This is a genomic window from Halorubrum gandharaense, assembly GCF_054654575.1.
In genome coordinates, this window is record NZ_BAAIET010000001.1 from 1510224 (window position 1) to 1532469 (window position 22246).

The following is a 22246-nucleotide window of genomic DNA, read 5'->3' on the forward strand; positions in this document are numbered from 1 at the left end:
GCCGGGGACGCGTCACGAAACGGTGGTACACGCGGGTCCCACTTCCCGCCGGGGGAAAGGCGGGCGACGTGGCGCCGGGCCGGAACGTCACTCGTCGGGCGCCGTCGACAGGGAAAGCGCCTCGATGTCGACGTTGTCGCGGACGAGCGCGGCGGCGTGGTCGTACGGGGACTGTGGACCCGCTTCGTCCGCATCCACCGTCCCGACCTCCGGCGCCGCCACTCCGGCGGACGCCCGGACGGCGTCGAGAAACGCGCGCCGAATCGGGGCGTTCTCGAAGAGGCCGTGGAGGTAGGTGCCGACGGTGGACCCCCGAGCCGCCCCGAGCGGGACGCCGGCGCGGTCGCCGTCGGGGTCCGAGACGGGCGTGGTGACTGCATCGGGGGCGACAGCCGACGCGATCCGCGTCTCGCCCATGTGGATCTCGTAGCCGGTCGCTTCGTGGGTCTCATCGCCGGCGAGCGCGTCGGTCGCGCCCGCGTCCACCCGTAGTTCGGTCGCGACCACCCGCTTGTCCGCGTCGAAGGTCGTCTCCACCGGGAGCAGGCCGGCGGCCTCGACGACGGCGTCGGCGTCCGCGAGCGTCGCGCTCTCGACGCCCGCGTTCCGGATCCGGTCGCCGAGGATCTGGTAGCCGCCACAGAGCCCGACGACGGGGCCCTCAAACGCGGCGAGCGCGTCGAGGAAGCCCGATTCGCGGCAGGCAAGCAAGTCGTCGACCGTGTTCTTGGAGCCGGGGATGACGACGGCGTCCGCGTCGGCGAGGGCGTCGGTAGCATCCGTCTCCGTCGCATCGTTCCGCTCCGCACCATCCCCGACCGGCACGTACTGCACCCGCACGCCGGGCTCGGCGGCGAGCGGTTCGAGGTCGGTCGCGTTGGAGATCCGGGGGAGTCGGGGAACCGCAATCGTCACCGCGCGGTCGTCGGGAACGTCATCGTCGGCACCCTGGATGCCGCCCGTCCCGGCGTCCGGAAGTCCAACGCTGTCCTCCTCCGGGAGCCCGGGGTCGTCGTAGGGGATTACGCCGAGCACGGGGACGCCAGTCCGCTCCTCGAACGCGTCAAGGCCGGGTTCCAGCAGGGACTGGTCGCCGCGGAACTTGGTGATCACGGCGCCGACCACCTGCTCGCGTACGTCGTCCGGGACCAGTTCGAGCGTGCCGACGAGCGAGGCGAAGACGCCGCCGCGCTCGATGTCGGCGACGAGAAGCACGTCGACGTCGCCGTGGTCGGCCGCAAACCGGACGGTCTCGACGTTCGCGAGGTCGCGGTCGTGGAGGTTGATCTCCGCGATGGAGCCGGCGCCCTCCGCGACGACGACCTCGTGGTCGGTCGCGAGCCGCCGGTGAGCCGCGACGGCGGCGTCGCGGGCGTCGTGCCAGTGGTCGGCGTAGTAGTCGCCCGCCCCGTAGTGAGCGACCGCCTCGCCGTCCACGACCAGCTGGCTCTCGCCGTCGCCGCGCGGCTTGAGCAGGACGGGATTGTGGTCCGTTTCGGGGGGCACGCGGGCGGCCCGTGCCTGCACGTACTGGGAGACGCCGATCTCGCCGAAGACCTCGCCGGGATTCGACGCCGAGCCACTGTCCGACTCCATCGAAACCGGCACCGCTCGCGCGTTGTTCGACATGTTCTGCGCCTTGAACGGCGCGACGTCGACGCCGGCGTCCGCAAGATGTCGGCAGAGCCCGGCCGCGACGGTCGACTTGCCGGCGTGGCTGGCGGTGCCGGCGACCAGGATCGTCCGCGCGTCAGGAATCGTCACTGCCGGTCGTTGGACGGCGCGACGGATGAAGATGCTGACCCGCGGGATCGGCGCGACCGGGTTACCGCTCCGCTAGCCTGCCGGCGAGCTCCCGGGCGGCCTCCACGCGGTCGTCCGCCTCGCGGTCGCCGGTGCGGTCGATCTCGGCGAGCAGTTCGCGAATCTCGGCGGCGCGCTCGCGGACGACCGCGTCGTCGAGGTCGCCGCTCGCGACCTGTGCCGCGAGCCCCTGCGCCTCGCCGATCCGCCAGCCGGCCTCGCGCTCGACCGGGAGCTCCTCCGTCGCCCGCAGGTGTTCGTGGAGCGCGCGGGCGGGGTCGAACTCCTCGTCGGCCGTCTCTTCGGTGCCGTCGACCGTGTCCTCTCGGTCGTTCCCCGTCATCTCAGTACTCCGTCCCCTTCCGGGCGCGCTGGCCCGCATCGATCGGGTGGGCTTCCTTTTTCACCTGGGTGATCAGGTCCGCCGCGTCGTCGAGATAGTCGGGGCGCTCGTGGCTGCCGGTGCAGACGAGTTCGAGGCCGGGCGGTTTCCGGTCGATCAGGTCGAGCACGTCCGCGGGGTCCACGAGGCCGCGGTCGGCGGCGTAGAGGATCTCGTCGAGGACGAGCATGTGGACGCCCGCGTCGGGCTCCGTGTCGAGCGGAAGCGGGGCGTCGAGGTCGGCGTCCGCGGCGGCGTCGACCAGCTCGCGGGCGCGCTCCAAGCCCGCCTGCGCGTTCTCCTCGTGAGCCCCGTCGCCGGAGCCGTCGGCCATCCCGTGCCAGCCGTAGTGGCCGGTGTTCTCGTAGCTGATCCCCGGGAGCGCGGCGATCGCGTTGTACTCGCCGCGCACGGCCTCCACGGAGTCGGCGCCGCCCTTCATGAACTGCAGCAGGTGGACGCGGTGGCCGTGGCCGGCCGCGCGGACGGCCATGCCGAGCGCCGCCGTCGTCTTCCCCTTCCCGTCTCCCCACCAGACCTGCACCAGGCCGAACTCCTCGGGGGCCGTGGGATCGATCTCCCTCGCTTCGGGGGTGACGCCGGCACCCGGCGTCCCGCGCTCGCTGGCGCGCTCCCGCCGCTCCGCCTCGCCGCTTGCATCCTCGGTCATGCTCGCCACTCCGGCCCGATGGGGGTTAAAAGGTGAGTTCCGGGGCGAACGCCGGGCGATTCGATCCGCCACCCATCCCACGTGGCGTGCCCGGCGAGCGCCCACCGGGCGCGAGCCGGCACGCGAGGGAGGTCGGCGGCGGCCGCGGCGGTGCGGTCCCGCGGACGCCGCCGGCCGAGGCTGGGGAGGCGTGAGGACGGGTGCGGTGCGGTCGGCGGCGCAACGCGATGGAGGTCGGGCCGTGGCGACCCCTGCCGCCGCCCGACGGTTTTTAACCCGCCGCTCGAAAGAGAGGTGTATGTCAGACGATACCACGAACTCGTCGGGCGCGATGTCGGCCGCCGAGTTTCGCTCGTTGACCGACGGACTGGTGAAACAGAGCTCCGGCGGCGGGACGACGCTGTACAAGAACGCCGCCGGCGTCGCCTGCCCGAACCCCGACTGCAACGCCGGCGTCTTCCAGACGCTGTTCGTCTCCGACCACGGCTGGCAGCAACTCGGCGCCACCCGCGACGGCATCGAACTCTGTCTGGTGAACACCGAGGACAAACGCCTCGTCTTCATCCACGACGAATAGGCCGGCTTATACGAGGTTGTTCGTGTGAGCACGCCGGCAAACACCGCCAAAGCCCCAGCCGGCGACGACTCGCGCGGCTTGCTGCGCTCCTCACTCGCTCCGCTCGTTGCGGTGCTTGCTGCGCCGTGCTTCGTCCTCGCCGGCTGCCCCTTTGAGTCCCGCCCCGCCCAGCACCGCTCCGCACCCGCACCTCACGCCTCCCCAGCCTCGGCAGACGGGCGCCGGCGGGAAACCGCTCCGCCGGCGCCCGCTGCCTCCCTCGCGTGCCGGCTCGCGCCCGGTGGGCGCTCGCCGGGCGCGCCACCGCTCCGCACCGCTTCGCACCGCTCCGCCGACCCCTCCGCCGGCCCCTCTGCGCCGCACCGCTCCGCCGACCCCTCCGCGCCGCTACCCCTCTCCAACCATCCGCTCCTCGTCGGCCCACTCCTGCTCGCGAAGCTCGTACTTCTGGATCTTCCCGGTCGCCGTGGTGGGAAGGTCGGCGACCAGCTCCACCGCGCCGGGCGTCTTGTAGTCGGCGACGCGCTCCCGGACGAACTCGCGGAGCTCGTCGGCGGTCACGCCGGCGTCCGCGGGGTCGCCGCTCGCGGGGACGACGAACGCCTTCGGCGTCTCGCCCCACTGCTCGTCGGGCACGGGGATCACCGCGGCGTCCGCGACCGCCTCGTGCTCGAAGAGGGTGTCCTCCAGTTCGATGGAGGAGATGTTCTCGCCGCCGGAGATGATGATGTCCTTTTTCCGATCCTGGATCGAGATGAAGCCGTTCTCGTCGACGACCGCGAGGTCGCCCATGTGGTAGTAGCCCTCGGCGCGCTCGGAGAACGCCGCCTCGGTCGCCTCCGGCTTGTTCCAGTAGCGGTCCATCACCTGGTTGCCGCGAACGACGACCTCACCGATCGTCTCGCCGTCGCGGGGCACGTCGTCGCCGTCCTCGTCGACGACCCGCACTTCGGTGCCGAGGTAGCCGATCCCCTGGGTCTTCTTGAGGCCGAACCGGGCGCCGTCGCCGCCGGCGTCCGCGGCGTTATCGAGGTGCCGTGGCGCGTCGGAGGTGGTGACGAGCGGCCCGGTTTCGGTGGCGCCGTACACGTGTTTGAGCTCCCAGCCGAACTCCTCCTCGACGGCGCGGATCGTCGCCTCGGGCGGCGCCGCGCCGGCGGTCGCGACGCGGATCGGGTTCTCGCCCGTGGTGGGGCCGCCGTGCTCGGCGTGGTGGTCCGAGAGCATGTTGAGGACGGTCGGCGCCGCACAGAAGTACGAGACGCCCTCCTCGCGGATCCGCGCGAACACCTCGCCGGCGTCGACCCCACGGGTGCAGACGTGCCGGGCGCCCATCCCCGTGACCGCGTAGATGTGCCCCCAGCCGTTGACGTGGAACATCGGAAGCGTCCAGAGGTAGACGTCGTCGTCGGTGATCTCCTGGTGGACCGTGATCAGGTACGCGTGAAGCGTCTCCGCGCGGTGGGTCCGGCAGACGCCCTTCGGATCCCCGGTCGTTCCCGAGGTGTAGTTGATCGTGATCACCTCGTCCTCGTCCATCTCGGGACGCTTGTAGGCGTCCGGGTCGGCGTCGTCGAGCGCCGCCTCGACCGACTCCCAGTCGCCGTCGACCGCATCCGGATCGTCGGTGAGGAAGATGGACGTGGGAACCTCCTCGCGGACCTGCTGGATCTTCCCGGCGTACTCGGCGTCCGCGTAGATGGCGTCGACGCCGGCGTCCGACAGCATGTACGCGAAGTCGTCCGGCGTCAGCCGGTAGTTCAGCGGCGTGTGGACGGCGCCGACCTGCATCACCCCGTAGGCCGCCTCCAGGTGGTAGTGCGTGTTCGGGTCGAGCACGGCGACGCGGTCGCCCTTCTCGATCCCCCTGTCCTGAAGCGCCGCCGAAAACCGGTCGACGCGCTCGCCGAGCTCGGCATACGTGTACCGCGTTCCGTCGACGGCGAGCACCGCCTCCTCGTCGGCGTAGTGACGCCGCGCGCGGTCCAGGAACTCCGTCGTCAGCAGTGGCGTTCGCATCGTCTATAACTATCTATCATGTATGAAAGGCGTTTCGCCCGGAACGACGGCGCACCGTGCCGTCGCCCCCGTCGAACGACGACCGTTGCGCTTCGCGTCGCTCCCGGTGCCGGCCGGCCTCGTCGGGTTTATATCGGCTCGCGGGCATCCGGCCGTATGGGAGATGCTAACGGCCGCGGCACCGCGTTCCCCGAGGGATTCGTGATCCCGATCGCGGGACTGCTCTCGCTGCTGTTCGCGCTGATGGCGGGGGTCACGCTGGGCAACGCGCTCGGGAGCGGCGACCCCGTCGCGTTCGGGTTTCCGATCGGGTTCGCCGCCGTGAGTCTGATCGCGTTCCGCATCCGTCAGCGGGCCCGCGCCGCGAGGGAGGCGACCGACGACTGAGCGTGCCGGTCGCGGAGCCGGTTGCCCGCCTCCGTCGAGCGGTATCTTCCGGTTCGCGGGCCGCCTTCTACTCCGATTTGCGGGCCGCCTGGTGCTCGCGCGCGATCTCCAGCGAGATGAAGAAGGCGAAGTACGCGGGGATACCCGCCAGCATGAACATGTAGTACGCCCACCACGGGGCGGTGAGGAACACGAAGTCGAAGAGGAACGACACCATGGCGACCCACGCGACGGCGAACATCAGGTCGTGGACCATCCCGGTTCTGTTCTCGCGAACGTGGTCGACGACGCGGTCTTTGAGGCTCATGGTGTCGAGATATCGAAGGGAGGGAAAGGAGGAACCTTACTCTTTCGAGACCGTCACTCCTCCTCGGCGCGATAGTCCACGACGAGGACGGGGACGTGCGTCGACCGGAGCGTCCGCTCGGTGACGCTGCCCAGCAGCGCGCGGCGCACGCCGGCGCGTCCGTGACTCCCCATCACGATGAGGTCGATGTCGTTCTCCTCGGCGTAGTCGGCGATCACGTCGTGGGGCTGCCCGCCGGCGTGTCGCTCGACGAACCCGAGGCCGGCGGCCTCCGCCTGCTCGCGAACGTAGCCGGTGGCCGCCTCCGCGTCCTCGCGGAGTTCGGTCATCTCGGGGAACCGTCCCTGCCGGATCCGGTCGACCTGCTCGGTGCCGAGCGCGTAGTGCACCGCGTCCGTGTCGGCCACGAACAGCGCGTGCACCTCCGCGCCGAACTGCTCGGCGAGCGTCACCGCGTCGTCGACCGCGTTCTCCGCCACTTTGCTACCGTCCGTCGGAACGAGGATGCGTTCGTACATTGTCTCTCAGTCGTCCGCAGGGGTGTTGCCGTTCTTCTCCCGGACGACCTCCGCCGCGGTCTTGTCACGCGGCATCGGCTCGGGGCTGTGACACTGCCGAACCATCTGCTTGGTTCGCTCGGGCGGCTCGTCCGTAACGTACGAGACGAAGATGGTGATCAGCATCACCAGCGGCATGCCGATCAGCGCGGAGCCGATGGCGGGCATCCACGTGGCTATCACGTCGATCCCCCAAGCGGCGCCGAAGTGGCCCTCGTTGAACATCGGGATGAGCCAGATGACCAGGCCGCTGGTCATGCCGGCGAGTGCTCCCTCCCGGTTGGTGTTCTCCCACCAGAGCCCGAGGAAGAACATCGGGAACAGCACGATGGCGGCAAGCGAGAACGCGAAGGAGACCAGCGCGGCGATGGGTGCCGTCGGGTCCAGCGCGAACGCGATGGTGAGCACGCCGATCAGGACGATGCTGAGGCGGCCGACGAGCACCTGCTGGCGCTGCGTGGCGTCCTCGTTGATGATGTTGGCGTAGATGTCGTGTGAGATGGCGGACGACGCGGCGATGAACAGGCCGGCCGTCGTCGCGACCGCCGCGGCGATACCGCCGGCGGCGACGAATCCGACGAACCACTGCGGGAGGCCGGCGAGCTGTGCCGCCAGTACGACGATCACGTCGCCCGCGGCCTCGGTCATGCCGGGGTCACCGTAAGCGGCGCCGATCTCCTGGCTGTACAGGTCCGTGCCGAACGCCGCGAAGGCGGGCGCGGAGAGGTACAGCAGGCAGATGAAGAACAGCCCCCAGGTACACGACCAGCGGGCCGTCCGCTCGTTTTCGACCGTGTAGAAGCGAACCAGCACGTGTGGAAGGCCACAGGTACCGAAGATCAGGCTGAAACAGGTCGCGATCCAGAGGTAGTAGCTCCCGCCGGCGAACGGGTCGGAGAACTCGTTTCCGAGCTCGCTTATCAGCATTCCGTACTCGATCTGCGGAAGGAGCGTGGAGTAGCCCGCGGTCCAGCCGGTGGCGAACAGCCCTGCGAGGAACGCGACGATGAGGATGACGTACTGCAGCGCCATGTTCTTCGTCGCGCCGAGCATGCCGGACAGCGCGAGGTAGCCGATGGTGACGACCATGAACAGCACCATCATCGCCTGGTAGGCGCTGAATCCGGGGATCGCGATCACGTTGTTGATGTCGCCGAGCACGTACATTCCGACCAGTCCCATGCCCCGGGCCTGCCCGAGTGCGTAGACGAACCCGATGAGGAACGTCGTAACGGCGGCGAGCGCGCGGGCGGTGTCGGAGTTAAACCGGTCGCCGACGAAGTCGGGCGCCGTGTACTTCCCGAACCGCCGCATCTGTGCGGCCATGAAGATGAGCAGGATGAAGTAGCCGGTCGTCCAGCCGACCACGAAGGAAAGCCCGTACACGCCGTCGAGTGCAATGATCGCTGCCATGCCGAGGTACGACGCCGAGGACATCCAGTTGGCACCGATCGCCATCCCGTTCTCGACGTTCCCGATGGAGCGACCGGCGACCCACATGTCGTCGGTGTCGGCCACCTTGAACACGAACCCGACCGCCAGGAACAGCAGCATCATCGAGACGACGATGATCGCCGGAAGCAGCTTGAACGAGATGTCGAGTCCCTCCGGCAGCAGCTCCTCGGACTGGAGCAACACCTGCATCGCCATCATTCCTCGACACCCCCGTCAGCCGCGGCGGCGTCGGCGCCCGCGCTTGCCTCGCCGACCGGGTCGTTGTCCACTTGCTCGATACCGTACTTCTCGTCGATTTCGTCCCGCTTTTTCGCGTACCACACCGACAGCAACAGCGCCGCCGCCGGGCCGATGATCGCGATCGAGAAGTAGTGGAACGGGAACTCGATGACCGGCATCGGCGTCGTCATCAGGTCCGGCGCGATCCGGGTCGCCGTGATCGGGCCGAACGTCGTGACGATCCAGATGGCGAAGCCGAGCCAGATCACGCGCAGATGGTCGCGCATGAACGGCGTCGCCGGCTTCAGGAGGTTGATCTCGACGTCGAGATAGTCGATCTCGCGTTCCCGCTCGACGTCACTTTTCCCGCCGTCGGTGCGTACCGCGGCGGTCGATTCGTCGTGTGAGTGTGTGTCTGACATGGTTGAACGTGATAATTGGGTTCGTGGGTGGTGTCGTGGTCCGTGTCGTGTGTTCTCGAATAGCAAAAAGGCGCGCCGGGCGTTAGCCCTGCGCCTGTTTCTGGATCTCCTCGACGATCTCCGGGTTGCGCAGCGTGCTGGTGTTGCCGAGCTCCTTGCCGTCGGCAATGTTCTCCAGCAGCCGGCGCATGATCTTCCCGGAGCGGGTCTTCGGCAGGTCGGGCGTGAACACGACCTGCTCGGGCCGGGCGATCGGGCCGATCGCCTCCTCGACGCCGGCGACGATCCGCTCGCGGAGCGCGTCGTCGCCGTCGTAGCCGTCCTCGGTGATGACGTAGGCGTACACCGCCTCGCCTTTGAGGTCGTGGTCGCCGCCGACGACGGCGGCCTCGGCGACGCCCTCCACGCCAACGATCGCCGACTCGATCTCCATCGTTCCCAGCCGGTGGCCGGAGACGTTGATCACGTCGTCGACCCGGCCAAGCACCGTGATGTAGCCGTCGTCGTCGATCTTCGCGCCGTCCTCCGGGAAGTACACCCAGTCGTCGGGGTCGTCGCTGTCCGTGTCGGAGTACTCCGCCCAGTACTCCTCGATGTAGCGCTCGTCGTTCTTGTACAGCGTCCGGAGCATCCCGGGCCACGGCTTCTGGACCGTGAGATAGCCCGCCTCGCCGGCGCTCACCTCGTCGCCGGCGTTGTCGACGATCTGCACGTCGAGACCCGGCAGGGGCGGCCCGGCCGCGCCGGGCTTCATGTCCGAGATTCCCGGCAGCGTGGTGATCATCATCCCGCCCGTCTCCGTCTGCCACCAGGTGTCGACGACGGGACACTCCTCGCCGCCGATGTGCTTGTAGTACCACTTCCACGCGCGCGGGTTGATCGGCTCGCCGACCGTGCCGAGTAGGCGCAGCGAGGAGAGGTCGTGTTGCTCGGGGTACTGCGAGCCCCACTTCATGAACGCGCGGATGGCCGTCGGCGCGGTGTACAGCTGGTTTGCGTCGTACTCGTCGATGATCTCCCAGAGGCGGTCGCGGTCGGGGTAGTCGGGCGTCCCCTCGTACATCATCGTCGTCGTGCCGAGCGCGAGCGGCCCGTAGACGATGTAGGAGTGCCCCGTGATCCAGCCGATGTCGGCCGCACAGAAGTACGTGTCATCCGGCTTCACGTCGAGCACCGACTGGGAGGTCCACGACGCCCACGAGAGGTAGCCGCCCGTGGTGTGTTTCACGCCCTTCGGCTTCCCCGTAGTTCCCGAGGTGTACATCAGGAACAACATGTCCTCGGCGTCCCGGGTCACCGGCTCGACCTCGGCGCCGGCGTGCTCGTCGACCAGCGCGTCGTAGTCCACCTGATCGTCCGCGAGGTCGTGGCCGAAGTCGTCGCCGTTGTCGCTCAGGCGGTCGACGACGACCGTCGTCGTCTCATGGTCGACGCTCGCGAGCCCCTCGTTGGCTTTGTCGAGGTGGTCGAGCGGGTCACCGCGTCGGTAGTAGCCGTCACAGGTGACCAGATACTCGGAGTCGGCGGCGTTCATCCGCGTCGCGAGCGCGTCGGCGGAGAAGCCGGCGAAGACGACGCTGTGGGGCGCCCCGATCCGGGCACATGCCAGCATCGCGATCGGCAGCTCCGGGATCATCGGCATGTACAGCGTCACCACGTCGTCCTCCTCGACGCCCTGCGCACGGAGCGCGGCGGCGAACTCGTTCACCTCGCGGTGGAGCTCCGCGTACGTGAACGACCGGTCGGCCTCGTCGACGGGCTCGCCGACCCACTCGATGGCAGTCTCGTCGCCGCGCTCGTCGAGATGGCGGTCCAGGCAGTTGGCCGACGCGTTCAGCTCGCCGCCCGTAAACCACTCGTAGAACGGCGGGTTCGAGTCGTCGAGCACCGTGTCGTAGTCGGTCTCCCAGTCGAGGAGGTCGGCGGCCGTCTCCCAACACGCCGGCCAGTTCTCCTCGAACTCCTCGTAGATCCCCGAATCCGAGACGTTCGCCTGCTCGGTGAACGACTCCGGCGGCTCGAACACCGCCTGTTCGGCCAGTCTCGCTTCCAGTTCTCCGTCACCCTCTGTCATGATACGAACGGACACAGCACAGTGGCCCTAATAAACGGCCGCGCTAAATAGGAAAAATCGTGAACGATCCGTGCCGGCCTGCGGGTCGGCTACTCGCCCCACCCGTTCACTCGCGGTCGGACGCCCCCAAGCTGGCCGTGGTGTCCGCGCCGGCGTCTTCGACGCCGTCGTCGCCCTCGAACAGCGCGTCGAGGAGGGCGCGTTGGGCCTTTCGCAGGTGGTTGTGGAACGTCGGCGAGGAGACGCCCATCGCGTCGGCGACCTCCTCGGCAGTGCTGCCGCGGGGCCAGTCGAAGTAGCCGCCGTGGTACGCCGCCGACAGCGCCGCCTGCTGGCGGTCGGTGAGCCGGTCGGCCACGTCCTCGCGGAGCCCGGCGGCGGTGTCCGGCGGCCGCACCGTCGACTCCTTGCTCGCGAGCCGGGCGTCCGGGAACTGCTCGCGGAGCCCCGCGGCGACCGGGCGCACGTCCGTCCCGTCGGGCACGTCCGCGATGACCCGCACCTGCCCATCCTCCGCGGTCGCCGTCCGCACCGTGGCCCCGTGCTCGGTCAGCGCGTGGACCGCCGACTCGCCGGCGATCAGCACGGAGACGGCACAGCCGTCCTCGCGGGCCTCCACGAGCCCGAGATCGGACGCGCTCGGTGACGCCTCGACGACGTCCGCAACCGCGTGTGCGTCCGCCCCCGTCACGTCGAGATAACAGCGGAGCGCCTCCCCGACGGCCACCGTGGCCGCCACCTCCACCCGACAGTCGAGATCGGCCGAAAGCCGGGCGAGAAACGCCGTCCGGTCGTCGACGCGAAACTCCACCTCGGTCACGGCGTCGGAGTGGAGCAGATCCCGCCATCGGAACGACGTGAGCGCCCGGCCGGCCGTCCGAGCGATCGCCGTAACCGCCCGGCGGTCAGCCATCGTCGGTCGGTCGCCAGCCACACACAGCGTCGCGTACGTCGCGTCGTGATACGCCACCGGCACCGCAAGCGCCGGGCGTGTCCGGTCGCCGTCCGGAGACGAGACGGTGCCGGTGAGAGGGGTGTCGACGGCACCGAGAGCAACCGACTCGTCGCCCGATTCGGGCTCGAACCGGCGGCGTTCACCGTCCGACGGCACGTCACCGGCCGCCGCAGCCACGCCCGGAGCAGCGCCGTGGCCGCGCTCGACGACCCACGCCGCCGCCCACCGATCCGTCGCCGTCAGTCGGTCGACGAGTCCGTCGAGCAGCGATTCGCGGTCCGTCGCGTCGGCGACCGCGTCGAGCGCACCAACGATGCCGGCGGTCGTCGTCTCCGCACTATCGGCGGACTCCGCTTCTCCAGCCGGTGCCGCTTCATCAGCCGGCGCCGCTTCACCAGCTGACCCGTCACCGAGCGCGGCGGCGACCGCCTCTCCCGAAAGCGGGTCGAGGTGACGGTCGAGCGCGCCCAGCGTCTCCCAGCCGCCCGCCTCACGGACCGCATGGGGGTTTGCGCCGTCGTCGAGGTGCCTGCGAGCGAAGAAGCGCCGGAGGTCCCGGGGCGTCAGATCCGCGAGCGCCGGCCGGTCCATCCGCTCGGCCGCCCGCTCCGCGGTTTCGTTGACCAGCATCTGGACCCGACGGGTCGACACGTCGACGAACGGCTCCGAATCGTCAAGGTTCCGTCCGTCCGCATACCGGCGGAGTTCCGCCGCCAGCGACGCGGGGACGAACGCCTCGCGGTCGACGGCGGCGTCATCGCCCCCTCGACCGTCGTCTCCGTGATCCTCCGCCGCAGGGACCGCAAGGAGAAACGCGCCCGGCGTCGACGATTCCCGCAGCCCGCCGGGGCGCACCCGGGGAATCTCGCCGGTCCGCAGCCCCGCCTCCCCCGCCAGCCGGACGACCAACGCGGCGCGGTACGTCTCCGCGGCCGCCGTCACGGCGTCGTACTCCGCTCGCGAGAGGTCCCGGCTCATGGCTGTTTCGTGTACGATCAACAACCCGAAACAAGAAGGTTGCGGAGACCACGCGATTCGCGGAGCGAGCGCGTGGTGCGCTTGCGTCTTCGTCGCCGTCGAGATCGGAGCCGATAGTTGGCCATCTCGCTGATGGCGACTGAATGATGATCGAGATCGGGAGTGAGTGTTGTACGTGGTTGGATGAGGCGTTTATAAGTGGAGCGTTGGAGGCGGTGTGGTGCGTTTATAAGCTACGTTTATTCGGTGAGTTGCTCGTTTTGCGCACGTGAGGACCGCCTTCAAAAGCCCCAGCCGGCTCCGGTCGAGGGCCTCGCTGCGCGCTCAAAAGGCCTCTCGGCACCGTCCGGCCTTTTGAGTGCTTACGTCGCCCGTCTTCCCGGAGCCGGCTGCCCCTTTGAGTCCCACCCCGCACCGCCCAGCACCGCACCTCACACCTCCCCAGCCTCGTCGTCGCCTGCGGCGACGACTCCCTCGCGCGCCGACGAGCGCCCGCCGGGCGCTCGCCGGGCGCGCCACCGCACAGCGCGTCCGTTTATAAGAGATACGTCACAGCCTCTCTCGACCGTTTATATACACTCCCAGCGGTGAAGAATTGCAATACTCACTCCCGGCATCGATCAGCAACCGTTCAAGACCACGTGTCCCTCCTCAGTCACTTCGACAGGGTTGTTTCGCCTATCACAGTATATCCGAAACGCTACTCCTCTCCCTGAACCGCCGACTCGATCTCGCCGACCACCTCGGGGTTGCGAAGGGCGCTGATGTCGCCGAACGACTCGCCCTGTGCGATGTCCTCCAGCAGCCGGCGCATGATCTTCCCGGAGCGCGTCTTGGGAAGATCCGGGGTGAACACGACGCGATCCGGGCGCGCCACGTCACCCACCGCAGTCGCCACCCGGTCCCCGACGCGGTCGCGGAGGTCGTCGTCGGGCGTGACGCCGCTGCGGGTGGTGACGTACGCGACCACGCCGCCGGCGGCGTTGCCGACGACCGCGGCCTCCGTCACGCCGTCGACCTCCACGATGGCCGACTCCAGCTCCGTGGTGGAAAACCGGTTGGAGCGCACGTTGATCTCGTCGTCCACCCGACCGAGGATGGTGACGTAGCCGTCCTCGTCGACGGTTGCGCCGTCACCCGTCCGGTAGCGCCATTCGCCGTCGACCTGCGTCCAGTACTCCCGGAGATAGCGCTCGTCGCCGCCGCGGAGCCCGCGGAGCATCCCCGGCCACGGCTTCGTGAGGGTGAGGACGCCGGATTCGCCCGGGTCGACCGGCTCTCCGGTTTCGTCGACGACGCGCGACTCCACTCCCGGCAGGGGTGGGCCGACCTTGCCGGGCTTCATCGGGGTGATCCCGGGAAGCGTGGCGAGCATGATCGCGCCCGTCTCCGTCTGCCACCAGGTGTCGACGACCGGCACGTCCCCGCCGCCGACGTGCTCGCGGTACCAGTGCCAGGCGGTCGGCGTGATCGCCTCGCCAACCGTGCCGAGCAGGCGAATCGACGAGAGGTCGTGGGCCGCAGGATACTGTGAGCCCCACTTCATGAACGACCGGATGGCGGTCGGCGAGGTGTAGAAAACGCTCACGGCGTTGCGTTCGATCAGGTCGAACACCCGGTCGCGGTCGGGGTAGTCCGGCGACCCCTCGTACAGCACCGTCGTCGTGCCGACCGACAACGGCCCGTACACCCCGTAGGAGTGGCCCGTGATCCACCCGATGTCGGCCGCACACCAGTAGGTGTCCTCGGGCCGCACGTCGAGCACGTTCCGGGTGGTCCACGTGACGTGTGAGAGGTAGCCCCCGGTGGCGTGTTCGACGCCCTTCGGCTGCCCCGTCGTGCCCGAGGTGTACATCACGAACAGCAGGTCCGTCGCGTCCCTCGTTACGGGGTCGACCGTCTCGCCGTCGTGCGCCCCGACCAGCTCGTCGTAGTCGTACTCGTCGTCGCCAAGCGGCACGGAAAGGGCCTCGCCCAGCCGGTCGACGACCACCGTCGCGGACAGGTTCACGTCTGCCCGAAGCCGGGCGGTATCTGCCGTGGCCTTCTGGTTGAACGCGTCCTCCCGCCGGTAGTAGCCGTCACAGGTGACGAGATACGACGACTCCGCGGCGTCGAGTCGCGTCGCGAGCGCCTCCGCCGAGAGCCCCGCAAAGACGACGTTGTGTGGCGCCCCGAGCCGGGCACACGCCAGCATCGTGATCGGCAGTTCGGGGACCATCGGCAGGTACAGCGTCACCACGTCGTCCTCCTCGACGCCGAGGTCGCGGAGCGCGGCCGCCGCCGCATTCACCTCGCGATGGAGATCGAGGTAGGTGTACGAGCGGCGCTCGCCGCGCTTGCCCACCCACCGGATCGCCAGCTGGTTGCGCCGCTCGTCGAGGTGGCGGTCGACGCAGTTCACGGACGCGTTCAGCTCCCCGCCCGTGAACCACTCGTAGAAGGGCGGGTGGTCGTCGTCGAGCACGCGGTCGTAGTCGGTCTCCCAGTCGAGGCGGTCGGCGGCCGCCTCCCAGCACTCGGGCCACTCCTCCCTAAACCGCTCGTACACTGCCTCATCGCGAAGGGCAGCGGACTCCCGGAAGGATGCCGGCGGCTCGACCGACTCCTCGTCGGCCGGCGCCGCGTCGCCGTCTCCCGATCCGGCGTCGGTCATGGCCTCACAGTCGAGCGCGCAGGTACGAATAGGTTTCCCGGAGCGGGAAGGTTGCCGGTTTCAAGAGTCGGACACCGGCAAGGGATCCGGATCACGGATCAGGCCAGCCCGACCGTCTCCCGGTAGCTCCCGTGCTCCGCCTCAAAGACGTCCATGATCTCGCCCATGGTGGCGTACGCCTTCACGGCGGTCACCACGTCCGGAAGCACGTTGCCCCCTTCCTCTACTGTCTCGCGGAGGTCGTCGAGCGCGGCCGCGACCGCCTCGTCGTCGCGCTCGGCCTTCACGGATTCGAGCCGGGAGAGCTGGCGTTCGCGGGTGGTCTCGTCGACGTGGAGCAGGTCGGGCTTGGTGTCCTCGTCGCTCTCGTAGGCGTTGACGCCGACGACCGTCTCCTCGCCGCTGTCGACGCGCTCCTGATACTCGTAGGAGGACTCCTGGATCTCGCGGTGGAAGTACCCCTCCTCGATGCCCGCGAGCACGCCGTCGCGGACGGAGCCGTCACCCATCTCCCTGATCTCCTCGATGTACGCCATCGCCTCCTCTTCAACCTCGTCCGTGAGGCTCTCGACGGCGAAGGAGCCGCCGAGCGGGTCGACGATGTCGGCGGCGCCGGACTCCTCGGCGATGATCTGCTGGGTGCGGAGCGCGACCCGGACCGCCTGCTCGGAGGGAAGCGCCAGCGCCTCATCGTAGGAGTTGGTGTGGAGGCTCTGCGTGCCGCCGAGCACGCCGGCGAGCGCCTGCAGCGTCACCCGCACGACGTTGTTGAGCGGCTGCTGGGCGGTGAGCGACTGGCCCGCGGTCTGGGTGTGGAACTTCAGCTGTTTGGAGGCGTCGCGCTCGGCGTCGTACCACTCGTCCATCACGCTGGCGTAGATGCGGCGGGCGGCTCGGAACTTCGCCACCTCCTCGAAGATCGCGTTGTGGGAGTTGAAAAAGAAGGAGAGCTGCGGGGCGAACTCGTCGACGTCCATCCCGCGGTCGAGACAGTCCTCGACGTAGGCGAACCCGTCCGCGAGCGTGAAGGCGAGCTCCTGGACGGCGGTCGAGCCGGCCTCGCGGATGTGGTACCCGGAGATGGAGACGGGTTTGAACTTCGGCGTCTCCGCGACCGCGAACTCGATCGTGTCGGTGACGAGCCCGAGGGAGGGCTCCGGGGGGATCACCCACTCCTTCTGTGCGATGAACTCCTTGAGCATGTCGTTTTGCAGGGTCCCGCGGAGCTCCTCGCGGGGGACGCCGCGCTCGTCGGCGAGCGCGACGTACATCGCGTAGATGACGGGGGCACTCGGGTTGATCGTGAAGGACGTGGACACCTCCGAGAGGTCGATGCCGTCGAACAGGATCTCCATGTCCCGGAGCGTGTCGACGGCGACGCCCTCCTTGCCGACCTCGCCGATCGACATGTCGTCGTCGGAGTCGAGCCCCATCAGCGACGGCATGTCGAAGGCGGTCGAGAGCCCGGTCTGGCCTTCGTCGATCAGGTAATGGAAGCGCTCATTCGTCTCCTCGGCGGTGCCGAAGCCGGCGAACTGCCGCATCGTCCACGTCCGGCCGCGGTACATCGTCGGGTAGACGCCGCGCGTGTACGGCTCCTCGCCGGGGAAGCCGAGGTCTTCCTCGTAGTCGAGGTCCGCCACGTCCGCGGGGGTGTAGAGGCGGTCGACCTCGTGGTTCGACACGGTGGCGAAGCGGTCGTTCCGCTCGCCGAAGCGGTCGAGCACGGGGTCGAGCGTCTCCGCCTCCCACTCCTCGTGGGCCTCGCGGATCGCGGCGAGCTCCTCGTCGTCGTACATACCCCGGAGTTGCCGCCCGGTTTCATAAAGATTGTTTATGGCATTTCGGACGCGGCAGTTCTTGCGAGTGCGGTTGAAGTAGTCCAAAGAGAGTTGTCAACGAGGGCCACTCACCCGAGCGCCAGCCACAGCCCCATGCCGACGAGCACGACGCCGGCCACCCGGTCGATCCACGTCGCCGTCCGCGGTGAGGCCACGAGGCGGGCGGCGGCGTCGGCCAGCACGGCGACGCCGACCAGATACACTGCCGTGATCGCCGCGTACGTGGCACCGAGGAGTGCCATCCGGACGCTCCCCGCGAGCCCGCCGGCGTTCGCGAACCCGGGCAGGAACGCGAGGAAGAACAGCGCCACCTGCGGATTGGCGGCGTTGACGAGGAAGCCCCGACGGAACCCGCCGGTGGCTTGCACCGCCGAGTCGGCGGCGCCTCCTTCCCCGGCACGAGCGGCGCCCGCGCCTGCATCGCGCAGGGTCGTGACCCCGAGATAGACGAGGTAGGCGCCGCCGAGCAGTCGAACGGCGGTCGCCGCCCCCGGAACCGCCCGGTAGACGGCGGCGATTCCGAGCGTGGCCAACAGGGTGTGGAACAGCACGCCGACGGCGACGCCGAGCGCGGCGCGGGCGCCGAGCCCCCGCGACTGGACCGCCTGCGAGAGCACGAACAGGGTGTCCGGGCCGGGCGTGAGGATCAGCGCGACCGCCGCCGCGACGAAGAGGGCGTACGTGGCGGGGTCGGGGAGAAACGCGCCGGGCACGGTTCGACATCGTCGGGCGCCCGGAAATACGCGCGGATCCCGGCGAGACCGGCGTCGCGGTGCCGCTCGGGGAATCCGGGTGCGGAGACCCCGCCGGCGGGCGCGTCAGCGGTCCACACACCGGCGGAGAGCGACGAACACGGCGGACGCGACGAACAAAGCCTTTACCGCATGGGGCGCTTACGGCAGGCAAATGGTACTCGACGACCTCGGTTCCTCCCTCCGGAGCAGCCTCGACAAGCTCCAGGGGAAATCCCGGCTCGACGAGGAGGACGTACAGGAGATCGTCAAGGAGATCCAGCGGTCCCTGCTGTCCGCCGACGTCGACGTCTCCCTCGTGATGGAGCTGTCGGACTCGATCAAGACCCGCGCGCTGGAGGAGGAGCCGCCGGGCGGCACGACGGCGAAGGACCACGTCCTCAAGATCGTCTACGAGGAGATGGTCGAGCTCGTCGGCGACTCCACGGAGCTCCCGCTGGAGAACCAGACGATCCTGCTCGCCGGCCTTCAGGGGTCGGGGAAGACCACCTCCGCCGCCAAGATGGCGTGGTGGTTCTCGACGAAGGGGCTCCGCCCCGCCGTCATCCAGACCGACACGTTCCGGCCGGGCGCGTACGACCAGGCCAAGCAGATGTGTGACCGCGCCGAGGTCGACTTCTACGGCGACCCGGACAACGACGACCCCGTCGACATCGCCCGGAAAGGGCTGGAGGAGACGGCGGACGCCGACGTGCACATCGTGGACACGGCCGGCCGCCACGCGCTGGAGGACGACCTGATCGCGGAGATCGAGGAGATCGAGCGCGCCGTCGACCCCGACCGCTCGCTGCTCGTGCTCGACGCCGCCATCGGCCAGGGCGCCAAGGATCAGGCCCGGCAGTTCGAGGAGTCGATCGGCATCGAGGGCGTGATGATCACCAAACTCGACGGGACCGCGAAGGGTGGCGGCGCGCTGACGGCCGTCAACGAGACGGACTCCTCCATCGCCTTCCTCGGAACCGGCGAGACGGTGCAGAACATTGAGCGCTTCGAGCCGTCCGGCTTCATCTCCCGGCTGCTCGGGATGGGCGACCTCAAGCAGCTCTCCGAGCGCGTCGAGCGCGCGATGGCGGAGGCCCAGGAGGGCGAGGAGGACTGGGACCCCGAGGACATGCTGCAGGGGGAGTTCACCCTGAAGGACATGCAAAAGCAGATGGACGCGATGAGCCGTATGGGGCCGCTCGACCAGGTGATGGACATGATCCCCGGGATGGGCGGCGGGATGATGGACCAGCTCCCGGACGACGCGATGGACGTGACCCAGGACCGGATGCGGAAGTTCGAGCGGATCATGGACTCGATGACCGACGAGGAGCTGACGAACCCCCGCGTCGTCGGACAGTCGCGCACCGAGCGCATCGCCCGCGGCTCCGGCACCGACGAGGAGACGGTCCAGCAGCTCCTCGAACAGCACTCGATGATGGAACAGACGATCGGCCAGTTCCAGGGGATGGGCGAGGGCGACATGCAGCGGATGATGAAGAAGATGGGCGGCGGTGGCGGCGGCGGCGGCCTCGGCGACATGATGGGCGGCGGCAAGGGGCCGTTCGGCTGATCGCCGTCGACCCTGCCCCGGGCCGACGACGCGTCCCCGGCCCCGTCTGCCCACTTCGGCTCTTTTAAGCGTCCGACCGGGCAACCCCCACTCGATGAGACTCCGGCGGGTTGCCGACTACGACGTGCTCCTCCTTGCGGCGCTGATCTGGTTTCTCGGGAAGTTCCTGCGCTACGCGTTCCCGCCGCTGTTCGAGCCGCTGCAGGCCAGCTACGGCGTGAGCAACGCCGTCATCGGGACGGCCTTCACCGGCTTCATGATCGTCTACGCGCTGGTCCAGTTCCCCAGCGGCGCGGTCGCGGATCGGGTGGGGGCGGTGCGGGTGATCGCCGCCGGCGTCGCCGTCGCTGGCCTCGGCGCGCTCGTGCTCGTCGTCGACTCGCCGTTCGCCGTCCTCGTCGTCGCGATGCTCGTCATCGGCGCGGGGACGGGCGCACACAAGACGGTCGCCGTCCGCCTGCTCTCGCGGGTGTATCCCGCACGAACGGGACGCGCGCTGGGCGCACACGACACCATCGGCGCGCTGGGCGGGGTGGTGGCGCCCGCGATCATCGTCGTCCTGCTGTCGGCGCCGCCCGTGCTCGCGCTGGTGCTCGACCGGCTGCCGGGCGCCGACTGGCGGGCGCTGTTTCTGGTGAGCGGTGGCGTCGCGCTGGTGCTCGCCGCGGCGTTCCTCCTGCGGGTGCCGAGCCGACTGCCGGCGGACGCCGACCGCGGGGCGGAGACGGACGATCCCGACCCCGGCGCCCGCGACTACCTCGCGCTGTTCCGTGACCCCCGGTTTACGGTGTTCGTGCTGGTGACCGTCGCCTGCTCGTTCGCGTACAACGGCACCGTGGCCTTCCTCCCGCTGTACCTCTCACAGGAGGCTGGGCTGGCGACGACGACCGCCAGCCTGCTGTACTCCGCGCTGTTCGCCGTCACCTTCGTCCAGCTCGTCACGGGCGACCTCTCCGACCGAGTCGGGCGGTTCCCGGTGATGGTCGCCGCGCTCGGGCTGGCGGCCGTCTCGCTCGCCGGCGTCGTCCTCCTCTCGGCCGCCGGCCCCCTGACGCTCGGTGTCCTCGTGGTCGCGCTCGGGCTGGGCGCCCACGGATATCGTCCCGTGCGGGGCGCGTACCTGATGGACCTCCTGCCCGACTGGATCGCCGGCGGGGGGCTCGGCGTGGTGCGGACGCTGCTGATGAGCGCTGGCGCCCTCGCGCCGGCAGTCGTGGGGACCGTCGCGGACTTTTCGGGTTTCCGCCCCGCGTTCGGCCTGCTCGCGGCGGCGATGGCGCTCGCCGCGGCCGGCGCGCTCGGGCTCTGGGTGACGGAGGGGTAGGCCACGACATCGTCCGCCGGACGCGAAATATAACCGATCCAGGGTGGTTGTGACGCTTACTGATAAACGAGTCTGCAGTGCGGTCGGCGCGCGCGAGAAACGCGCGCGAGGGAGGCGGAGAGCGCGCCGGTATGGCGGTGCGGTCCGCCGGCGCGCTCTCCGCCGAGGCTGGGGAGGCGTGAGGTGCGGTGCTGCGCGGGGCGGGGGAGGACTCAACGGGGCAGTCGTTCCCGCCGCAGGCGGGAAACAGCGAGACGGTCTCTCGGACCGTCTCGCCCGTGGTCCGGGAAGACGGCCGACGCAAGCACTCAAGAGGCCGGGCCGTGCGGAGAGGCCTTTTGAGCGCGTGGTTCGAGAGAGCGCAGCTCTCTCGTCATCACGAAAATCTCCGATTTTCGGACGACAGCGAGCGTCCCGCGAGCAGGGCGAGAGCGACCGGAGGGAGCTCTCGATAGCGAACGGCGAAGCCGTGAGCAGCGAGCGGGACGACGGAAGTCGCAGCCCGCGAGCGCTTGAAAAGCGCGAGCCGGACCGTCTTCCGGACCCCTCGACCGGAGCCGGCTGGGGCTTTGGAGGTGTTCGCCGGCGCAATTACCGGGGCAACTACTTAAAGGGAGCCGGCTGAGCCTTTGGGGGCGTTCACCGTGGTCGCAGTCACCACACATCCCGCTTATCAGGCCACCCGCAACGACACGGCGACGTTCAGACGGGGAGGTCGGCGTCGGGGTCGACGACGCGGTCGACCTCGGCAGGCATTCGCCAGTCGGTGGTCCACTCCAGCAGTTGGACGACCATCCGTCCGGTGGCGCCCCAGACGGTGTAGCCGTCGACGTGGAAAAAGTGGATGCGGTGGTCGCCGTACTCCGGATGCTCGCGCCGCTCGGACTCGTAGTTGGCGAGGTCGACGAGATCGTCGACGGCGAGGACGACCACTTCGGCGACCTCCGACTCGTCGGGGTGATACTCGCGGTCGGGGACGGTGGCGACGAAGGGGCGGACGGCGTACTCCGTGGTGGTCTGCACGTCGTCGAGGCGGCCGGCGACCGACACCTCGTCACGAAGGAGACCAACCTCCTCGTACGCCTCGCGAAGCGCGGTTTCCTCCAACGAGCCGTCGGACGGCTCGCGACCGCCACCGGGGAAGCTCATCTGGCCGGGGTGCTCGCCGAGGTGGTCGGCGCGCTTGGTGAACAGGAGGTGGTCGTCACCTCCGCGCCGGATCACCGGCGCGAGGACGGCGGCCTCACGGGGGGCGTCCGCGATGGTGCTCGGCGTGTGGCGACCGAGCCCGGACAGGTCCATATCGGGGCGAA

The 22246-nt window shown here is 69.3% G+C and carries 18 protein-coding genes; 4 read left to right on the forward strand and 14 right to left on the reverse strand.

Going from position 1 to position 22246, the window contains the following annotated elements:
• Positions 1–87 precede the first annotated feature (87 nt).
• From ACYQ07_RS07240 to ACYQ07_RS07250, 3 genes are all read right to left on the reverse strand, one after another.
• A complete protein-coding gene (locus ACYQ07_RS07240) occupies positions 88–1764 on the reverse strand; it encodes a cobyric acid synthase (protein ID WP_459879261.1) in 1677 nt (558 codons plus the stop codon).
• A gap of 61 nt (positions 1765–1825) precedes the next feature.
• Positions 1826–2146: a DUF8152 family protein gene (locus tag ACYQ07_RS07245; RefSeq protein WP_459879263.1), complete on the reverse strand. Its 321-nt coding sequence runs from the start codon at positions 2144–2146 to the stop codon at positions 1826–1828.
• A 1-nt stretch (position 2147) separates the two neighbouring features.
• A complete protein-coding gene (locus ACYQ07_RS07250) occupies positions 2148–2855 on the reverse strand; it encodes a cob(I)yrinic acid a,c-diamide adenosyltransferase (RefSeq protein ID WP_459879265.1) in 708 nt (235 codons plus the stop codon).
• 298 nt (positions 2856–3153) lie between these two features.
• On the opposite strand from ACYQ07_RS07250, the gene ACYQ07_RS07255 reads away from it, so the two are divergent.
• Entirely contained in the window at positions 3154–3432 is a 279-nt protein-coding gene (locus ACYQ07_RS07255) for a DUF7385 family protein (RefSeq protein ID WP_459879267.1), read from the forward strand.
• 387 nt (positions 3433–3819) lie between these two features.
• Here ACYQ07_RS07255 and ACYQ07_RS07260 read toward each other — a convergent pair whose 3' ends face one another.
• The gene (locus ACYQ07_RS07260) at positions 3820–5451 is read right to left on the reverse strand and encodes a long-chain-fatty-acid--CoA ligase (protein WP_459879269.1); all 1632 of its coding nucleotides are present in this window, start codon (positions 5449–5451) and stop codon (positions 3820–3822) included.
• Between the two features lie 156 nt (positions 5452–5607).
• Here ACYQ07_RS07260 and ACYQ07_RS07265 point away from each other — a divergent pair, with 156 nt between their 5' ends.
• Positions 5608–5838 carry a hypothetical protein gene (locus ACYQ07_RS07265; RefSeq protein ID WP_459879271.1) on the forward strand — a complete coding sequence of 77 codons (231 nt, stop codon included), beginning with the start codon at positions 5608–5610 and terminating at the stop codon, positions 5836–5838.
• A gap of 67 nt (positions 5839–5905) precedes the next feature.
• Here ACYQ07_RS07265 and ACYQ07_RS07270 read toward each other — a convergent pair whose 3' ends face one another.
• The 9 genes from ACYQ07_RS07270 to ACYQ07_RS07310 all read right to left on the reverse strand — a co-directional run bounded on the left by ACYQ07_RS07270 (position 5906) and on the right by ACYQ07_RS07310 (position 18015).
• Positions 5906–6145, reverse strand: a complete 240-nt coding sequence (locus tag ACYQ07_RS07270) for a DUF8119 family protein (RefSeq protein ID WP_459879273.1) — start codon at positions 6143–6145, stop codon at positions 5906–5908.
• A gap of 53 nt (positions 6146–6198) precedes the next feature.
• Positions 6199–6663, reverse strand: a complete 465-nt coding sequence (locus ACYQ07_RS07275; RefSeq protein WP_459879275.1) for a universal stress protein — start codon at positions 6661–6663, stop codon at positions 6199–6201.
• Between the two features lie 6 nt (positions 6664–6669).
• Positions 6670–8355, reverse strand: coding sequence for a sodium:solute symporter family transporter (locus ACYQ07_RS07280; protein ID WP_459879277.1), 1686 nt, complete (start codon positions 8353–8355; stop codon positions 6670–6672).
• The gene (locus ACYQ07_RS07285; RefSeq protein ID WP_459879279.1) at positions 8352–8798 is read right to left on the reverse strand and encodes a DUF4212 domain-containing protein; all 447 of its coding nucleotides are present in this window, start codon (positions 8796–8798) and stop codon (positions 8352–8354) included. The genes ACYQ07_RS07280 and ACYQ07_RS07285 overlap by 4 nt, the downstream gene beginning before the upstream one ends.
• An 82-nt stretch (positions 8799–8880) precedes the next feature.
• Positions 8881–10872: an acetate--CoA ligase gene (gene acs, locus ACYQ07_RS07290; protein ID WP_459879281.1), complete on the reverse strand. Its 1992-nt coding sequence runs from the start codon at positions 10870–10872 to the stop codon at positions 8881–8883.
• 106 nt (positions 10873–10978) lie between these two features.
• Positions 10979–12805 carry a bacterio-opsin activator domain-containing protein gene (locus ACYQ07_RS07295; RefSeq protein WP_459879283.1) on the reverse strand — a complete coding sequence of 609 codons (1827 nt, stop codon included), beginning with the start codon at positions 12803–12805 and terminating at the stop codon, positions 10979–10981.
• 700 nt (positions 12806–13505) lie between these two features.
• A complete protein-coding gene (gene acs, locus ACYQ07_RS07300) occupies positions 13506–15461 on the reverse strand; it encodes an acetate--CoA ligase (protein ID WP_459879285.1) in 1956 nt (651 codons plus the stop codon).
• A gap of 98 nt (positions 15462–15559) precedes the next feature.
• On the reverse strand, positions 15560–17260 hold the full coding sequence (locus tag ACYQ07_RS07305; protein WP_459879287.1) for an acyl-CoA mutase large subunit family protein: 1701 nt from the start codon (positions 17258–17260) through the stop codon (positions 15560–15562).
• 110 nt (positions 17261–17370) lie between these two features.
• Positions 17371–18015, reverse strand: a complete 645-nt coding sequence (locus ACYQ07_RS07310) for a LysE family translocator (RefSeq protein WP_459879289.1) — start codon at positions 18013–18015, stop codon at positions 17371–17373.
• A 193-nt stretch (positions 18016–18208) separates the two neighbouring features.
• Here ACYQ07_RS07310 and ACYQ07_RS07315 point away from each other — a divergent pair, with 193 nt between their 5' ends.
• Both ACYQ07_RS07315 and ACYQ07_RS07320 read left to right on the forward strand, forming a co-directional pair.
• Positions 18209–19609, forward strand: coding sequence for a signal recognition particle protein Srp54 (locus ACYQ07_RS07315; protein WP_459879291.1), 1401 nt, complete (start codon positions 18209–18211; stop codon positions 19607–19609).
• A gap of 94 nt (positions 19610–19703) precedes the next feature.
• Positions 19704–20933, forward strand: a complete 1230-nt coding sequence (locus ACYQ07_RS07320; protein WP_459879293.1) for an MFS transporter — start codon at positions 19704–19706, stop codon at positions 20931–20933.
• 702 nt (positions 20934–21635) lie between these two features.
• Here the strand turns inward: ACYQ07_RS07320 and ACYQ07_RS07325 are convergent.
• On the reverse strand, positions 21636–22235 hold the full coding sequence (locus ACYQ07_RS07325; protein WP_459879295.1) for an NUDIX hydrolase: 600 nt from the start codon (positions 22233–22235) through the stop codon (positions 21636–21638).
• Positions 22236–22246: the final 11 nt, after the last annotated feature.

What these genes read in the sequence shown, in the direction of transcription:
- ACYQ07_RS07270 (WP_459879273.1), bottom strand. Translation starts at nt 6,145, where the DNA reads ATGAGCCTCAAAGACCGCGTCGTCGACCACGTTCGCGAGAACAGAACC.
- ACYQ07_RS07305 (WP_459879287.1), bottom strand. Translation starts at nt 17,260, where the DNA reads ATGTACGACGACGAGGAGCTCGCCGCGATCCGCGAGGCCCACGAGGAG.
- ACYQ07_RS07245 (WP_459879263.1), bottom strand. Translation starts at nt 2,146, where the DNA reads ATGACGGGGAACGACCGAGAGGACACGGTCGACGGCACCGAAGAGACG.
- acs (WP_459879285.1), bottom strand. Translation starts at nt 15,461, where the DNA reads ATGACCGACGCCGGATCGGGAGACGGCGACGCGGCGCCGGCCGACGAG.
- ACYQ07_RS07280 (WP_459879277.1), bottom strand. Translation starts at nt 8,355, where the DNA reads ATGATGGCGATGCAGGTGTTGCTCCAGTCCGAGGAGCTGCTGCCGGAG.
- ACYQ07_RS07260 (WP_459879269.1), bottom strand. Translation starts at nt 5,451, where the DNA reads ATGCGAACGCCACTGCTGACGACGGAGTTCCTGGACCGCGCGCGGCGT.
- ACYQ07_RS07295 (WP_459879283.1), bottom strand. Translation starts at nt 12,805, where the DNA reads ATGAGCCGGGACCTCTCGCGAGCGGAGTACGACGCCGTGACGGCGGCC.
- acs (WP_459879281.1), bottom strand. Translation starts at nt 10,872, where the DNA reads ATGACAGAGGGTGACGGAGAACTGGAAGCGAGACTGGCCGAACAGGCG.
- ACYQ07_RS07265 (WP_459879271.1), top strand. Translation starts at nt 5,608, where the DNA reads ATGGGAGATGCTAACGGCCGCGGCACCGCGTTCCCCGAGGGATTCGTG.
- ACYQ07_RS07315 (WP_459879291.1), top strand. Translation starts at nt 18,209, where the DNA reads ATGGTACTCGACGACCTCGGTTCCTCCCTCCGGAGCAGCCTCGACAAG.
- ACYQ07_RS07325 (WP_459879295.1), bottom strand. Translation starts at nt 22,235, where the DNA reads ATGGACCTGTCCGGGCTCGGTCGCCACACGCCGAGCACCATCGCGGAC.
- ACYQ07_RS07320 (WP_459879293.1), top strand. Translation starts at nt 19,704, where the DNA reads ATGAGACTCCGGCGGGTTGCCGACTACGACGTGCTCCTCCTTGCGGCG.
- ACYQ07_RS07250 (WP_459879265.1), bottom strand. Translation starts at nt 2,855, where the DNA reads ATGACCGAGGATGCAAGCGGCGAGGCGGAGCGGCGGGAGCGCGCCAGC.
- ACYQ07_RS07275 (WP_459879275.1), bottom strand. Translation starts at nt 6,663, where the DNA reads ATGTACGAACGCATCCTCGTTCCGACGGACGGTAGCAAAGTGGCGGAG.
- ACYQ07_RS07285 (WP_459879279.1), bottom strand. Translation starts at nt 8,798, where the DNA reads ATGTCAGACACACACTCACACGACGAATCGACCGCCGCGGTACGCACC.
- ACYQ07_RS07255 (WP_459879267.1), top strand. Translation starts at nt 3,154, where the DNA reads ATGTCAGACGATACCACGAACTCGTCGGGCGCGATGTCGGCCGCCGAG.